Origin of the sequence: Pseudosulfitobacter koreensis (assembly GCF_024733015.1) — a bacterium.
Classification (GTDB): domain Bacteria; phylum Pseudomonadota; class Alphaproteobacteria; order Rhodobacterales; family Rhodobacteraceae; genus Pseudosulfitobacter; species Pseudosulfitobacter koreensis.
Genome location: NZ_JANKJG010000014.1, coordinates 58,438 through 72,307, shown reverse-complemented (window position 1 = coordinate 72,307; position 13,870 = coordinate 58,438). Strand labels below are relative to the sequence as shown.

Sequence of the window (13,870 nt, the reverse complement as noted above, 5' to 3'; positions counted from 1 at the left end):
GGGAGATTTGGAGCAGCTTTCCAGCCTGCTTCATCGCTTGATTGCAGATGCCCCTGGTAATCTGACTTAGAAGTCGGCCTTTGGTAAGCAGCCATTGGCGCATCCGCAGCGAAAGCTCACTTTGTCCCGCACACCGGACCTTCAATCATGGACCAGAAACCCCCGTTCGGCACATGCGCAACAGGCGTCGCTTGGAGCTTGCAACAGCCCTGCTCAAGAACCCTGCTCAAAAACCCCCGGCGGTCGCGCGCAACCCCCCTCAATGCACCCGCACGCCTTGCGCCCGCAGCACCTGCTGCACCGCCGCGATGTCCACCGCGTCCAGCGCCACGCCGCGCGCCACGGCCTGTGCCGCCGCAACCCCCGCGCCTTGCCCCGCAACGGCGCAGCACGCCATGTTGCGCGTGGCGGCATGGGCGATCCTGTCGCCGCCGATGGCACGGCCCGTCACCAGCAGGCCCCGCACGCCCTTGGGCAACATGCAGCGATAGGGGATGTGCATGTACCGTCCCGTCGTCGGCAGGATCAGCACGCCGTAGCCGTCGATGAACTCGGGGTATATCCCGATACTGTCGTCAAAGCGCGCCTCGTGGCGCACGTCGTCCTCGGTCATGTTATAGACCGCGTCGATCTTGCGGGTGTCGCGGATGCCGATGGTCATGCCGAAATTGCGCAGCCGCGCGGCGTCGCAGCCGGGCGTATAGGCGCGCAGCACGTCAATCGCCACCATCGCCTGCGTGCGGCCCTCCATCTCGAAGCGGGTCATGCTGTCGGGGTCGGTCCCGTCACAGCCCGCCAGATGCACCAGGTTCATATAGGTCATCTCGCCGCTGTCGTGCACCGCCCCCCAGGTGCCGCCGATGGTGTTGAGATGCGCAGGGATCAGCCCCTCCTTGATGGCCCGCTCGAACGGCTTGCCCAGGAACGGCGAATACATGTCGTCTTCCTTGCCGTCCGTCTCGACCACCCATTCGCCGGTCGACCAGTCCTTGTAGGTCTGCGGATCGGCCTTGACCCCCGCCAGGAACGCCGTCTTGTCGACGCCCGCGATGTGGAACATCACGCTGGCCGCCTGCATCTCCTCGACCGGCGTTTTCACCGTGGCCGCGCCCGCCCGGTGCGCCACGTCGGCGTCGCCGGTGCCGTCGATGACCACCCGCGCGGTGATCGCCTCGCGGCCCGCTTTCGATTCCACGATCACGCCGGTGATCCGGTCGCCTTCCATGATCGGCGCGACAAACTGGCGGTGCAGCATCGGCGTGATCCCGGCCTCCTGCACCATCCGGTCGGCCACCAGCTTGAACCCCTCGCTGTCCAGCTCATAGCTCAGCGACTGGCTTTCGGGCGTGGCCGCCCCCATGGCCTTGGCGCGCTCCTCGAACTCGGTGCCAAGGCCCCCGGCCTCGACCGTCGCCTCGTGGCGATACCAGGCAAAGCCCTCGACGCCGACTGCGGTGATGTTGCCGCCAAAGCACCCGAACCGGTCCAGCAGCGCCACCCGCGCCCCCGCCCGCGCCGCCGCAATCGCCGCCGCCAGCCCGCCGGGGCCCGATCCCACGACCAGCACCTCGGTGTCATGGATCACGGGCGTTTCGCGGGCAGGTTCAAGGATCGTGGTCATGGGGCAGGCTCCTGTTACAGAGCTGTTACATGGCACGGGGGCAGGGGGTGTGGAAAGGGCTGTGCTGCGCGGCAGCTACGCCGCAGCCTTCCACGTCTCGGGGTTCAGATAGACGACGCTCTCATCGACGCTGACCATCACTTCGCCGTCCTGAATATTGACCTGAAGCTTCATCGCGCGGCTTGCCAGCTTTGCCAGCGCGTCAGTATCCGCCTCGGAAAAGTTGACCACCTCAAGGTTCCCGAACCGGGTGGTGCTGTTCCTGATCTTGTCCCACCAGACCTCGGCGGTCCTGCCGCCATAGGAATAGACGATCACCTGTCCGGCCTTGCCGCAGGATTGGCGCATCACCTTCTCGCTGGGCAGTCCCAGCGCCACCCAGACATCCAGCTCGCCGCTCAGGCTTTTTTGCCAGATGTCCGGCTCGTCGTCCGTCGACAGGCCCTTGGTCAGTTCCAGATGCTCGTGCGCGTTCAGCGCAAAGGCGACCAGGCGCACCATCAGACGTTCATCCGTCTCCGACGGGTGCTTGGCCACGGTCAGCTTGTGGGTCTCGTAATAGTGCCGATCCATGTCCGACACAGAAAGTTCAACTTTGTAGATGGTGGCATTCTGCGCCATGATATGTCCCAACCCTTGAAGGATTGGCATGCCTACTCTGTCTGCCGCCCTTTGAAAAGCGGATACGCAGCGCCGTGGACGGCCGGGGGGGGCAGGGCCACGGCAATCGCGCGGCCTCAGTGCCCGGCCAAACCCTGACCTCCACTTGACACGCCGTCCCCCCCGATCCCAGATGCGCGCAAACCACCTCGACAGACAGGAAAGCCGCCATGCGCACCGAATTCGACACCGAACTGGAAGACCGCCTTGTCCGCTACGCCGCCATCGACAGCCAGAGCGACGGGCACAGCCCTTCCGTGCCCAGCACCGAAATCCAGCTCGACATGTCGCGCCTGCTGATGGACGAACTCAAGGCGATGGGCGCGCAGGATGTCACGCTCAGCCAGGACAGCGTCGTGCTCGCCACCATCCCCGCGACGCAAGGCATCTCCGCCCCCGTCATGGGCTGGCTCGCGCACGTCGACACGGCCCCCCAGTTCAACGCATCGGGCGTCAAACCCGTGGTGCACCGCGGCTACAACGGCGGCGACATCACCTTTGCCGACGCGCCCGACCTGCGCCTGTCGCCCGACGATTACCCCTATCTGGCGCAAAAGCACGGCGAGGATATCATCACCGCCAGCGGCACCACGCTTCTGGGCGCCGATGACAAGGCAGGCGTCGCCGTGGTGATGACCGCCGCGCGCCACCTGCTCGAAAACCCCGACATCCCCCACGGCACCATCCGCCTCGCCTTTGTCCCGGACGAGGAAATCGGGCGCGGCGTCACGCCGAACCTGCCTGCGGACCTTGCCGCCGACTTCGCCTATACGTTCGACGGCTCGACACCGGGCGATGTGGAATACGAAAGCTTTTCCGCCGACGCGGGCGTGGTCACGATCACCGGCGTGTCGATCCACCCCGGCTGGGCCAAGGACGAGCTGGTCAATGCCCTGCACCTCGGTGCCAAGGTGCTGATGACGCTGCCCCACGTCACCATGACGCCCGAAACCACCGAAGGCCGCGAGGGGTTCATCCACGCCGTCTCGATGACCGGCAGCGCCGCGCAGGTCGAGATGCACTTCATCCTGCGCGACTTCGAGATGGCGGGCCTGGAGGCCAAGGGCGCGCTGCTGCGCCAGGTCTGCGAGACCGTCGCCGCGACCGAGCCGCGCGCGCAGATCAACTGCGACATCACCCACCAGTACCGCAACATGCGCTATTGGCTGGAAAACGACATGACGCCGGTGGACATGGCCCTCGCCGCCGTGCGCAAGGCAGGGATGGAGCCTGTCTCGGGCGCGATCCGCGGCGGCACCGACGGCTCGCGGTTGACCGAATTCGGCACGCCGTGCCCCAACATCTTCTGCGGCATGCAGAACGTGCACGGGCCGCTCGAATGGGTCTCGGTGCAGGATATGGCCAAGGCGACACAGGTGGCGCTGAACCTCGCGAGCAGCGTGGCAGAGCTGGACGCACCCGCCTGAACCGGCGTCGGGGGCGGCCCACGCCCCCGATCCGAACACTTCGCCCGACCAGATTGCGGAACAGATTGCCATCACCTCGTGTTGGGCAAGTCCAACACAGGGAGACATCCATGACCCCCGAAACCGGCGAGGCGAAAGTCCGCGAAAGACCCGAACTCATCATCCTTTTCGCCTGGTACGCGATCCTTGGCTGCGTGATCTTCGCCACGACGATCCTGATCGCAGACTTTGTCGTGCCCAACCACGACTGGATCGCCGACACCATCAGCGATCTGGGTGCGGGACGCTATGAATTCATCGTCGACATCGGCATCTACGCCTTCTCGGCCTCGCTCATCTCCATCGCGCTGGTGTCGGCGCATGTCCACCTGGGCAACTGGCGCTGGAGCTTTGGCATCGTCGGCTTTGCGATCATCGGGCTGATCGTGTTCCTCGTCGGCGCGCGCAACGAATACGGCGACAACGACAACGAAGGCGTGGTGATCCACATCTATCTCGTCTACGCGCTGGGCCTGCTGATGGCCCTGCTGCCCTGGTGCATGGCCGAGGGCGCAAGCCGCTGCGGCGCGATATACGGGAAACTGCTGGTCGGTTATTCCATCGTCTGGGCGATCTCCGCCCCGATCTTCTTTATGCTGCCCACCGACATCGACGGGCTCTATGAACGCTACCTCGGCCTGATCGCGATGGCGACGGTGACCACGCTGGCTTGGCTCTTCATCCGGCGCGGCCACAACATGCAGAAAGACTGGCAGTAACACCTAGTCTGATTTGCGCATCACCTTCGGCGCACCCGTCGCCATGTCGGTCCCGGTATACTCCAGCCCCGCATCCTTCCACGCGGCAAAGCCGCCCTTCATGTGCGCGACGCGGCCGAAACCGCCCGCCAGACATTTCTCGGCCACCTTGCCCGACCGCACGCCGGACCCGCAGTGAAACACGATCCGCTTGTCGGTCTGCCCCGGCATATGCGCGGGACGCAGCGAATGCATCGGCGACAAAAGCGCACCGTCGATCCGCTCCAGCGCGAACTCCTGCGGCGTGCGCACGTCGATCAGCACGATCTCGCCCCGCTCCAGCGCCTTCTTGGTCTCTTTCGGTGTCCAGTGTTCCAGCACGCCTGTCTCAAAGGCTTCGGTATCCATCGTTCTCTCCTTAAAACCTGTTCATCGGGATCTTCAGATAGGAATTGCCGTCATCCTCGGGCGCGGGCACCCGCCCCGCGCGCAGGTTCATCTGCAACACATGCAGCATCCGGTCGGGCAGGGGCAGCGTCGCATCGCGCGCCTCGCGCTGCTTGACATAGGCCTCCCTGGACCTGCCGCCGCCGATATGCTGGTTGTGGCGGCTCTGCTCGGCCACGGTCGCCTCCCACGCAGGCTCGGTGCGGTACTCGGTGCCGTAATCATGGCCCACGAACAGCCGGGTCCGGTCGGGCAGCGCCAGAATGGCCTGCAGGCTGTCGTAAAGCTCCCCCGCCGTGCCGCCCGGAAAATCGCAACGCGACGTGCCCACATCGGGCATCATGAACGTATCATGCACGAACGCGGCATCGTCGCCCACCACATAGGTGATCGACCCCAGCGTGTGCCCCGGCGACAGCATCACCCGCACCGGCAACTCCCCGATCTTGAACCTGTCGCCGTCCTGAAACAGATGATCGAAATCGCCCGCCGGATCAAAGGCATCCGGCATGTTGTAATAGTTACGCCACAACTCCGCGATCTCGGTCACCTTCGCGCCGATCCCGTTGGGCTTCCCCAGACGGTCCTTCAGCAGCGACGACGCCATCAGGTGATCGGCATGCGGATGCGTGTCCAGTATCCATTCGATCTCAAGCCCCTCGTTTCGGGCATAATTCAGAATGGCGTCGACACCGCTGGCATCGGTCGACGCACTTTGCGGGTCGAACCCCAGCACCACGTCGATCAGCGCAGCCTTTCGGGTCTGCGGATCGGCCACCAGGTACTGAATGCTGCCGGTGTCGTCGTCGTAAAATCCGGTCACATCGGCAGAGCCTGCCCCGCGCGACGCGCTCGTGCGTGAAAATTTCACTGATCCGCCCTCCTTTGAAGCGCAACATCGGACGCCGATCAAAAGTTCCGACCGTGCACCCGCCTCGCGCTAAATTGCGCATCCTCGATGGAACCCGACCCCGCCCCCGGACGTTGTGCAGGTTAAAGCGTAATTCGAGAGCCCGCAGCGCCCGCACGTCCGCGAAACCTCCGGTTCTCGCAAAAAGAGGTGCCGATGAACGACGCATCAATCAGATTTCCGTTCGGACCGAACGAACATTCCCGGCTGAAAGAGGTCCGCGAGGTCCTCGGGGCCGAGAAGCACCGCGACCCGATCCTGCAAAAGGTGGTCGAGCGGGTGCGCGGCCTGTTCGACAGCCCCACGGCGCTGGTCTCGGTGGTCGAATCCGATCACCAGTGGTTTCTGGCCAAGGTCGGCGTCGATATCGACGCGATGCCGCGCGACTATTCGATCTGCTCGCGCACGATCCTCTCCGACGTCCCGCTGATCCTGCCCGATGCGCGCGCGCACAAGGAATTCGCAACCCACCCCGCCGTCGCGCTCGAACCGCACATCCGCTTTTACGCGGGCGCGCCCATCGTGCTGTCGTCGGGCTTTCGCGTCGGCAGCCTCTGCGCGGTCGACGTCACCCCGCACGCCCCCCCATCGGACGCCACGATAAACGAACTGGTCACGCTTGCCGACGATGTCGCCGCCCACCTCGAAATGCTGCATGCCCAGCGCACGGCAGGCGACCGCAGCGCACGCACCCGCATCGCCTCCGAGGCGCAGCTTGAATTCCTGTCCCTCGTTGGCCACGAACTCCGCACACCGCTGACCATCCTGCTGGGCAATGCGCGCCTGCTGCAAACCCGCGTGACGGGCAAGGTCGAACAACGCATGGTCAATGCCGTCGAAGCCTCGGGCGTCCACCTGCACCAGCTGATCGAACACATCATCCGCTACAGCAACCTCGACAGCGGCGAACGCACCCTGGCCGACGACAGCATCTCCTGCCTCGATCTGCTGCACTCCGCCGCCACTCCGGTCGCGCCGATTTCCAACGCCGTGGGCCGCGAGATCCACGTGCATTGCGACGAAGACATCGACGTCATCTATGCCGATGCCGAACAGCTGATCCTGGCGCTCAGCTGCCTGATCACCAATTCGGTCAAGCACGGGCGCGGTGCCATCGAAGTGTCCGCCCGCATGGGCGATGCAGGCACCCTGCGCCTCGCGGTCTATGACCACGGCGAGGGCCTGCCCGTGGACCAGCTCAGACGCGCCGACCAGCCCTTCACCATCGGCGAAGACGTGGACACCCGCACCACGGGCGGTCTCGGCCTCGGCCTGCCGCTCGCCAAGAAGATCGCGCAACTGCACGGCGGCGCGCTGCTGACCGGCAGGGAAGACCCGCGCGCCTTCGTCGAGCTGCGCCTGCCCAGCTGGCGCTGCCAGGGCTATCCCGCCTGAGCCGCGCCACGCGACGACCCTCTTTCCCAATTGCGACGCCGCCTTGGATGCCCTAATCAGGCCCGAAACCCCGTTCCAAGGAGGCCATGATGCGCCTGAGCCGTTATTTTCTGCCCGTTCTCAAGGAAACACCCAGCGAGGCGCAGATCGTCAGCCACCGGCTGATGCTGCGTGCGGGCATGATCAAGCAAGCCAGCGCAGGCATCTATTCGTGGCTCCCGCTGGGCTTCAAGGTGCTGCGCAAGATCGAGGATATCGTCCACGAGGAACAGGCCCGCGCCGGTCACATGCCGATGCTGATGCCCACGATCCAATCCGCCGACCTGTGGCGCGAAAGCGGGCGCTACGACGCCTACGGCGCTGAAATGCTGCGCTTCAAGGACCGGCACGACCGCGACATGCTGTTCACGCCCACCGCCGAGGAACTGATCACCGACATCTTCCGCGCCAACGTCAGCAGCTACAAGGACCTGCCGCTGACGATGTACCAGATCCAGTGGAAATTCCGCGACGAAGTCCGCCCGCGCTTCGGCGTCATGCGCGGCCGCGAATTCCTGATGAAGGACGGCTACAACTTCGATCTGACCCGCGAAGACGCGCTGCACGCCTACAACCGCCATCTCGTCACCTACCTGCGCACCTACGAACGCATGGGCCTTCAGGCGATCCCGATGCGCGCCGACAGCGGCCCCATCGGCGGCGACGACACCCATGAATTCCTCGTGCTGGCCGAGACGGGCGAGAGCGAAGTCTTCTATGACAGCGCCGTGACCGACCTCAAATTCGGCGACCGCGAGATCGACTATGACAGCGTCGAAGACTGCGCCGCGATCATGGAAGAATTCACCACCAAATACGCCCGCACCGACGAAACCCACGACGCGGCCCTGTTCGAACAGGTCCCCGAAGACCGCCGCCGCGTCGCGCGCGGCATCGAAGTCGGGCAGATCTTCTACTTCGGCACCAAATACTCCGACGCGCTGGGCGCCGTGGTCCAGGGCCCTGACGGCAAACAGGTGCCCGTGCACATGGGCAGCCACGGCATCGGCGTCAGCCGCCTGCTGGGTGCCATCATCGAGGCGAACCACGACGACAACGGCATCATCTGGCCCGAGGGCGTGACCCCGTTCCACGCAGGCATCGTCAACCTGCGTCAGGGCGACGAAGCGACCGACGGCGCCTGCGAAACGCTCTACAAGGCGCTGAAATCCAAAGGCCTCGATCCGCTCTATGACGACCGCGACGAGCGGGCAGGCGGCAAATTCGCCGCGATGGACCTGATCGGCCTGCCGTGGCGCATCACCGTCGGCCCGCGCGGGCTGAAGAACGGCGTGGTCGAGCTGACCTCGCGCCGCACCGGCGAGAGCGAAGAGATGACCGCCGAGGCCGCAGTCGACCGCATCGCGGCGATCTACGCTGGTATCTAAGCCAATGCGCCGCACGATCCTGACCCAAAGCCCAGGTGCCGGACCATGATCGTGCGCACGCTCACCCTGGCGGCGGCCCTGACCGCAGGCGCCGCCACCTCGCAATTCCCCGAGTTTTCGCAGCAATACGCCCAGCGTCTGGGCGGTGCCGTCGACGCACTGGCCGAGGTCGTGGCCGACTTCGACGCCTCCGCCCAGGCCGAGGGGCTGACCCGCGCGCAGGCGCTGGAACAGATGCAGGGCACCCCCTTCATCGACCGTCGCCGCATCGACATGACCCGCACCTTCGCCCGTTACGACAAACTGCGCGTGGATCTGGCCATGCTCGACACCGCAGGCCCCTTCATGCGCGCCTACAACGCCGCCCGCATGAGCGACCCGCAAATCGCGCGCGCCGCATGGGCCGCCTATCAGCCCGCCATGCCGCTCACCTTCGCGGGGGGCATCTTCGCCGCCACGGGCTTCATCGCGATGCTGCTCGTGATCGGCATATTGCGGCTGCTGCTGCCCACCCGCCGCCGCCGCACCGCTTGACCCCGCACCCCAAACAACCCAAGTTGCGCCGCACCCACGCAGGAGCCGAAATGGCCAATTCCACCGCCCCCTTTGCCGCCTTCGAATGGATGATCGCCTGGCGCTATCTGCGCGCCCGCCGCGCCGAGGGCGGCGTGTCGGTGATGACATGGATCAGCCTGATCGGGATCACCCTTGCGGTCTTTGCCCTGATCGCCACGCTGGCCGTCCGCTCGGGCTTTCGCGCCGAATTCGTCGATACCATCCTCGGGGCCAACGCCCACGTCACCGTCTACAACCTTGGCGTCACCACCGAAACGGGGCAGATCGACCGCACCATCCCCGATTACACGGAAATGGCCCAGCGTCTGGCGGCGGTGCCCGGCGTCACCCGCGCGGCCCCTCTGGTGCGCGGTCAGGTCATGTCGAACCTGCGCCAAAGCAATGCAGGCGTCGAGGTGTTCGGCATCGCACTCGAAGACCTCAAGGGCCTGCCGCGCATCGCCGACCCCGACACCAGCCTCGGCAACATCGACGCTTTCCCCCAAGGCATCGCCATCGGCTCGGGCGTCGCACGCGAGCTGGGCGCCGACGTCGGCGACCGGATCAAGCTGATCTCGCCCAACGGCGTCAAGACCGCCTTCGGCACCAGCCCCCGCGTCAACGCCTACGAGGTGGTCTACATCTTCTCGGCGGGGCGCTACGACATCGACCGCACCCGCGTCTACCTGCCGCTGACCGAAGCCCAGAGCTTTTTCAACCGCGAAGGCGTCGCCACCGAGATCGAGGTGATGGTCGAAGACCCCGATGCCGTCGACACCCTGACCCAAAGCTTGCAAATGGCCGCAGGCGAACGCGCCCAGACATGGACATGGCGCGAAAGCTCCAGCGGCTTCCTGCGCGCGCTCGAAGTCGAGGACAACGTGATGTTCATCATCCTGTCGATCCTCGTGCTGATCGCCGCGATGAACATCGTCTCGGGGCTGATAATGCTGGTCAAGAACAAGGGCCGCGACATCGGCATCCTGCGCACCATTGGCCTCTCCGAAGGCTCGATCCTGCGGATCTTCTTCATCTGCGGCGCCTTCACCGGCCTGATCGGCACGGGCCTCGGCGTCATCATCGGCTGCCTCTTCGCCATCTACATCGACCCGATCTTTTCCTTCGTGAACGTGGTGATGGGCGGCGGCGTCTGGGACCCCTCCATTCGCGGCATCTACGCGCTGCCCGCCGAATTGCACCTGTCCGACGTGCTCAAGGCGGTCAGCCTGTCGCTCGGCCTGTCGTTCATCGTCACCATCTTCCCCGCCCGCCGTGCCGCGCGGATGAACCCCGTCGAGGCGCTGCGTTATGAATGATCCCGTGCTGCACCTGCAAGGGCTGCAAAAGACCTATAACAAGGGCCTCCCCGGCGAGGTGCAGGTGCTGCGCGGCGTCGATCTGACCCTGCACCCCGGCGAAGTCGTGGCGCTCGTCGCACCCTCGGGTGCGGGCAAATCCACGATGCTGCACATCGCGGGCCTGCTCGACGTGCCCGACGCGGGCACCGTCAGCCTTGGGGGGCAGGACATGACCGGCCTGTCGGACCGCAAACGCACCGCCGCGCGCCGCTCGGACATCGGGTTCATCTACCAGTTCCACCACCTGCTGCCCGAGTTCTCGGCGCTGGAAAACATCGTTCTGCCGCAACTGGCCGCAGGCATCGCGCGCGGCACCGCCGAGGCGCGTGCCCGCGATCTGCTCACCCGCGTCGGTATCGCCCCGCGCGCCGATCACCGCCCTGCGGCGCTGTCGGGCGGCGAACAGCAGCGCGTCGCCTTTTGCCGCGCACTGGCCAACCAGCCGCGCCTGCTGCTCGCGGACGAGCCCACGGGCAATCTCGATCCCGAAACCTCCGATCAGGTCTTCGGCGCGCTGATGGAACTGGTGCGCGGCACCGGCCTTGCGGCGCTGATCGCCACGCACAACCTGGAACTCGCTTCGCGCATGGACCGCGTGCTGCGGATGGATGCGGGCCGCCTTTCAACCTGAAGTGCGGATCTGGAAACGCGCTGTTTCCAACCTGACGATGGTGTGCCGCAGGCCGTTTCGCGCTATGATCCGCCATGCGCAGACAGCGTCGAGCAGACAGCGTCGGACCGGGAGAGGGCGGCATGAAGGATCACCTATCAAGAGAGCGTGCCGCGCAGACCGGGCACCCGGCACATACCACCGCGATCAAGGGGTTCGACCCCGCCGAGGACGTGCTGCTGATCCCCGCACCCGCCGGGACCACGGGCGCGATCATCCAGCAGCGGATCACCAAGGCGGGGCTGACCATCACCTTTTCGACCGGCGACAGCGTGCTGCTGGAAGGGGTCTATGCCCGCATCGGCGCGGATGCGGTCAGCTTCGTCGCCCAGGGGGATGCGCAGCCAGACGTGCAACCTGATATGTCGCCGGACCCGCAACCAGACGCGCAACCAGACCAGCAGCCTGATATGTCGCCAGATACGCAACCCTCTCCCCCGCACGTCCTCGTCACACCACCCCCGGCAACACCGCCCTCAGACGAGGTCGTCTACTTCGGCAGCTACACCTCGGGCGACGGCGACGCGCACAGCTACATGGGCATCCGCGCCGACCATCAGCCCGACCCGCAGCCCGACGCTCACCCCGACCCAAACCCAGCCGATCACACCACCCTGACCGATTTCATCCCCGGCACCGACGTCATCCTGATCGAGACGGACGCCCCGCAAGCGCTCCATGTCGCGGACCAGACCCTCACCGATCAGGGCCTGCGCATCACGCTGTCCAACGGTGTCACCATCACCTTGCAAGGCGTCAAAGCCCCGCTGGACGACGCCGACATCTGCTTTGTCCCCGAAGGCACCGATCTGCCCTGAGCCCTGAGCCCTGAGCCCTGAGCCCTGAGCCCCTGTGCCCTGAGCGGCACTATCAGTCGCAGATCCCGTTCAACTCCACCCCGTCCCAGGGCATCCGCACCGCACTCTGCCGCTCTGCAGGCAGCGGTGCGACCGGCATCACCTGCGCGATCATCGCATGCAGCCGCTTGGTGCGCTCCGCCGTCGGCGCCAGCGCGCGGCAGCACACGAACTCCTCCACGATCGACCCCTGCTGCTCATAGCCGTAATCCCCGAACTGCGGCACATGATCGAGATCGAACAGATAGGGATCGGCCCCGCGCTGGTGCTCCGACGCGGCCTTCAGCGGCGAATATCCCGTGGTCTTGCGGTTCTGCCATTGCCAGACATGCGTCAGCTCGTGACCCAAAAGCATCGCCGCGATCAGGCCGATCCGGTCGGGATATTCGGGCAGGTAGTCATCCAGATACCAGTCCTTGTCGAACAGCACGTGGTTGTAGAGCGCCACCGCCGCAGGCTTGGCCGTCACCGTCTCGGTCAGGGGCGGCGGCAGGATGCGCTCGCGGCAGGTGGTGCGCGGCCGCGCCTTGCGCTGGAACGTGACCGCGCGCGTCGGCGCACCGTCCACCAGCCGCACCTTCGACGTGTCCAGCCCGGCGCCGTGGATGGTGTTGGCAAAGGCCACTTCCGTCGGCGTCATCGGCCGTCCGCAGGCGGTCAGCAGCAGCAGCGACAGGGCGATCAGGGGGCGTGTCCACATGCCCCGACTAAGGCTGCAATCGCCGCATCAGGCAAGCGGATAATGCCGCCCCGCCGGTTACTTTTTCTTGACGAACTGGGTCAGGATCACGATCCGCTGGCCCTCGACCCGGCCCTCGATCTGGCCGGGGTTGTCCAGCACCAGCGAAATGCCCCGCACCGGCGTGCCGCGCTTGGCGGTAAAGCCCGCGCCCTTCACGGGCAGATCCTTGATCAGCACCACGTTGTCGCCCACCGCCAGCGGCACCCCGTTGGCATCGCGGTGCCCGGTGTCGGCGGGCACGTCCTGCGCCCAGGCCAGCGCGTCCTCGTCCAGATAGAGCATATCCAGCGCATCGCGCGCCCAGTCGGCATCGAGCCGTTTGAGGATGCGGTAGGCCAGCACCTGCACCGCGGTATCGTCGGCCCACATGGTCGACGGCAGGGCGCGAAAATGATCGGCCTGCGGCGCGTCCAGCTGGTCGGCACAGGTGGCACAGATCGCCACGCTGCCCTTGGGGCCACCGGAAACGGCTACGTCAATCAGCGGGGCGTCGCTGTCACAAAGCGGGCAGGGCATGGGCAGAACTCCTCTTTGCGCCCGCTCTGGCACGGATCGTGCGGCAGGGACAGCGGATTACCCCGCAGGCCTGGCAAAAGTCGCCGTCGCGAGTGCGATGTCCTTGCCCGAAGGCTCCGCCGTCAGCGTACACCGCGCAAAGATTGTGCCCTTGCCCGCCCGCATCACCTCGGCCCGCGCGGTGATGCTGTCGCCACTGCCGGGCCGCAGAAACTGCGTGTCGAGCGTAACGGTCGACACCGGGATCATCTGCCCCGCATGCCCCATGCACGCCAGCACCATCGCGGTATCCGCCAGCGTCGCCATCACCTGCCCCGACACGATCCCGCCCGCGCGGGCAATATCGGCGGTGATCGGAATGCTGAGCGTGCAGTGCTCCGCGTCGATCGAGGCGACACGCGGGCTTAAGGCCAGCACCCAGGGCGCAAACATGGTGTCGAGGATGTCCTGAGCAGCAGCGGGGGTCATGGGGTGGTGTCCTGATTTGGGGCTTTGGGCTTTTATAAAGCCGGCATTTCAATTTGTCCCCAGCGGAAACGCCCCGCCTT

15 protein-coding genes are annotated in these 13,870 nt (G+C 65.7%); 8 read left to right on the top strand and 7 right to left on the bottom strand.

Going from position 1 to position 13,870, the window contains the following annotated elements; all coding sequences use genetic code 11:
- Nucleotides 1-259 precede the first annotated feature (259 nt).
- Both NTA49_RS15955 and NTA49_RS15950 read right to left on the bottom strand, forming a co-directional pair.
- Nucleotides 260-1,621 (bottom strand): FAD-dependent oxidoreductase, encoded by a 1,362-nt coding sequence (locus NTA49_RS15955; RefSeq protein ID WP_258295802.1) that lies wholly within the window; start codon nt 1,619-1,621, stop codon nt 260-262.
- 75 nt (nt 1,622-1,696) lie between these two features.
- A complete protein-coding gene (locus NTA49_RS15950) occupies nt 1,697-2,242 on the bottom strand; it encodes a YaeQ family protein (protein ID WP_261368374.1) in 546 nt (181 codons plus the stop codon).
- Nucleotides 2,243-2,451: 209 nt separating this feature from the next.
- On the opposite strand from NTA49_RS15950, the gene pepT reads away from it, so the two are divergent.
- Both pepT and NTA49_RS15940 read left to right on the top strand, forming a co-directional pair.
- On the top strand, nt 2,452-3,708 hold the full coding sequence (gene pepT, locus NTA49_RS15945) for a peptidase T (RefSeq protein ID WP_258295800.1): 1,257 nt from the start codon (nt 2,452-2,454) through the stop codon (nt 3,706-3,708).
- Between the two features lie 110 nt (nt 3,709-3,818).
- Complete coding sequence (locus NTA49_RS15940; RefSeq protein WP_258295799.1) at nt 3,819-4,466, top strand: DUF998 domain-containing protein; 648 nt, start codon at nt 3,819-3,821, stop codon at nt 4,464-4,466.
- A gap of 3 nt (nt 4,467-4,469) precedes the next feature.
- Here NTA49_RS15940 and NTA49_RS15935 read toward each other — a convergent pair whose 3' ends face one another.
- Nucleotides 4,470-4,853, bottom strand: a complete 384-nt coding sequence (locus NTA49_RS15935) for a rhodanese-like domain-containing protein (protein WP_258295798.1) — start codon at nt 4,851-4,853, stop codon at nt 4,470-4,472.
- A gap of 10 nt (nt 4,854-4,863) precedes the next feature.
- Nucleotides 4,864-5,763, bottom strand: coding sequence for an MBL fold metallo-hydrolase (locus tag NTA49_RS15930; protein ID WP_258295797.1), 900 nt, complete (start codon nt 5,761-5,763; stop codon nt 4,864-4,866).
- A 195-nt stretch (nt 5,764-5,958) separates the two neighbouring features.
- Between NTA49_RS15930 and NTA49_RS15925 the strand changes: the two genes are divergently transcribed.
- The 6 genes from NTA49_RS15925 (at nt 5,959) to NTA49_RS15900 (ending at nt 12,025) form a co-directional block, all read left to right on the top strand.
- Nucleotides 5,959-7,197, top strand: coding sequence for a sensor histidine kinase (locus tag NTA49_RS15925; RefSeq protein ID WP_258295796.1), 1,239 nt, complete (start codon nt 5,959-5,961; stop codon nt 7,195-7,197).
- An 89-nt stretch (nt 7,198-7,286) separates the two neighbouring features.
- Entirely contained in the window at nt 7,287-8,624 is a 1,338-nt protein-coding gene (gene proS / locus NTA49_RS15920; RefSeq protein ID WP_258295795.1) for a proline--tRNA ligase, read from the top strand.
- Nucleotides 8,625-8,669: 45 nt separating this feature from the next.
- Complete coding sequence (locus NTA49_RS15915) at nt 8,670-9,158, top strand: DUF2937 family protein (RefSeq protein WP_261368361.1); 489 nt, start codon at nt 8,670-8,672, stop codon at nt 9,156-9,158.
- A 50-nt stretch (nt 9,159-9,208) separates the two neighbouring features.
- Nucleotides 9,209-10,495, top strand: a complete 1,287-nt coding sequence (locus NTA49_RS15910) for a lipoprotein-releasing ABC transporter permease subunit (RefSeq protein WP_258295793.1) — start codon at nt 9,209-9,211, stop codon at nt 10,493-10,495.
- A complete protein-coding gene (locus NTA49_RS15905) occupies nt 10,488-11,168 on the top strand; it encodes an ABC transporter ATP-binding protein (protein ID WP_258295792.1) in 681 nt (226 codons plus the stop codon). The genes NTA49_RS15910 and NTA49_RS15905 overlap by 8 nt, the downstream gene beginning before the upstream one ends.
- A 122-nt stretch (nt 11,169-11,290) precedes the next feature.
- Nucleotides 11,291-12,025, top strand: a complete 735-nt coding sequence (locus NTA49_RS15900; RefSeq protein WP_258295791.1) for a hypothetical protein — start codon at nt 11,291-11,293, stop codon at nt 12,023-12,025.
- A 52-nt stretch (nt 12,026-12,077) separates the two neighbouring features.
- Here the strand turns inward: NTA49_RS15900 and NTA49_RS15895 are convergent, their stop codons facing one another.
- Genes NTA49_RS15895 through NTA49_RS15885 form a run of 3 tightly spaced genes read right to left on the bottom strand, consistent with a single transcriptional unit; the run spans nt 12,078 to nt 13,790 of the window.
- The gene (locus NTA49_RS15895) at nt 12,078-12,764 is read right to left on the bottom strand and encodes a hypothetical protein (RefSeq protein WP_258295790.1); all 687 of its coding nucleotides are present in this window, start codon (nt 12,762-12,764) and stop codon (nt 12,078-12,080) included.
- Nucleotides 12,765-12,821: 57 nt separating this feature from the next.
- Nucleotides 12,822-13,322: an alkylphosphonate utilization protein gene (locus NTA49_RS15890; RefSeq protein ID WP_258295789.1), complete on the bottom strand. Its 501-nt coding sequence runs from the start codon at nt 13,320-13,322 to the stop codon at nt 12,822-12,824.
- A 57-nt stretch (nt 13,323-13,379) separates the two neighbouring features.
- A complete protein-coding gene (locus tag NTA49_RS15885; RefSeq protein ID WP_258295788.1) occupies nt 13,380-13,790 on the bottom strand; it encodes a PaaI family thioesterase in 411 nt (136 codons plus the stop codon).
- Nucleotides 13,791-13,870: the final 80 nt, after the last annotated feature.

Excerpts from the sequence above, each read along its gene's own strand:
- NTA49_RS15955 (WP_258295802.1), bottom strand. The coding sequence starts at position 1,621 with ATGACCACGATCCTTGAACCTGCCCGCGAAACGCCCGTGATCCATGAC.
- NTA49_RS15950 (WP_261368374.1), bottom strand. The coding sequence starts at position 2,242 with ATGGCGCAGAATGCCACCATCTACAAAGTTGAACTTTCTGTGTCGGAC.
- pepT (WP_258295800.1), top strand. The coding sequence starts at position 2,452 with ATGCGCACCGAATTCGACACCGAACTGGAAGACCGCCTTGTCCGCTAC.
- NTA49_RS15940 (WP_258295799.1), top strand. The coding sequence starts at position 3,819 with ATGACCCCCGAAACCGGCGAGGCGAAAGTCCGCGAAAGACCCGAACTC.
- NTA49_RS15935 (WP_258295798.1), bottom strand. The coding sequence starts at position 4,853 with ATGGATACCGAAGCCTTTGAGACAGGCGTGCTGGAACACTGGACACCG.
- NTA49_RS15925 (WP_258295796.1), top strand. The coding sequence starts at position 5,959 with ATGAACGACGCATCAATCAGATTTCCGTTCGGACCGAACGAACATTCC.
- proS (WP_258295795.1), top strand. The coding sequence starts at position 7,287 with ATGCGCCTGAGCCGTTATTTTCTGCCCGTTCTCAAGGAAACACCCAGC.
- NTA49_RS15915 (WP_261368361.1), top strand. The coding sequence starts at position 8,670 with ATGATCGTGCGCACGCTCACCCTGGCGGCGGCCCTGACCGCAGGCGCC.
- NTA49_RS15910 (WP_258295793.1), top strand. The coding sequence starts at position 9,209 with ATGGCCAATTCCACCGCCCCCTTTGCCGCCTTCGAATGGATGATCGCC.
- NTA49_RS15905 (WP_258295792.1), top strand. The coding sequence starts at position 10,488 with ATGAATGATCCCGTGCTGCACCTGCAAGGGCTGCAAAAGACCTATAAC.
- NTA49_RS15900 (WP_258295791.1), top strand. The coding sequence starts at position 11,291 with ATGAAGGATCACCTATCAAGAGAGCGTGCCGCGCAGACCGGGCACCCG.
- NTA49_RS15895 (WP_258295790.1), bottom strand. The coding sequence starts at position 12,764 with ATGTGGACACGCCCCCTGATCGCCCTGTCGCTGCTGCTGCTGACCGCC.
- NTA49_RS15890 (WP_258295789.1), bottom strand. The coding sequence starts at position 13,322 with ATGCCCTGCCCGCTTTGTGACAGCGACGCCCCGCTGATTGACGTAGCC.
- NTA49_RS15885 (WP_258295788.1), bottom strand. The coding sequence starts at position 13,790 with ATGACCCCCGCTGCTGCTCAGGACATCCTCGACACCATGTTTGCGCCC.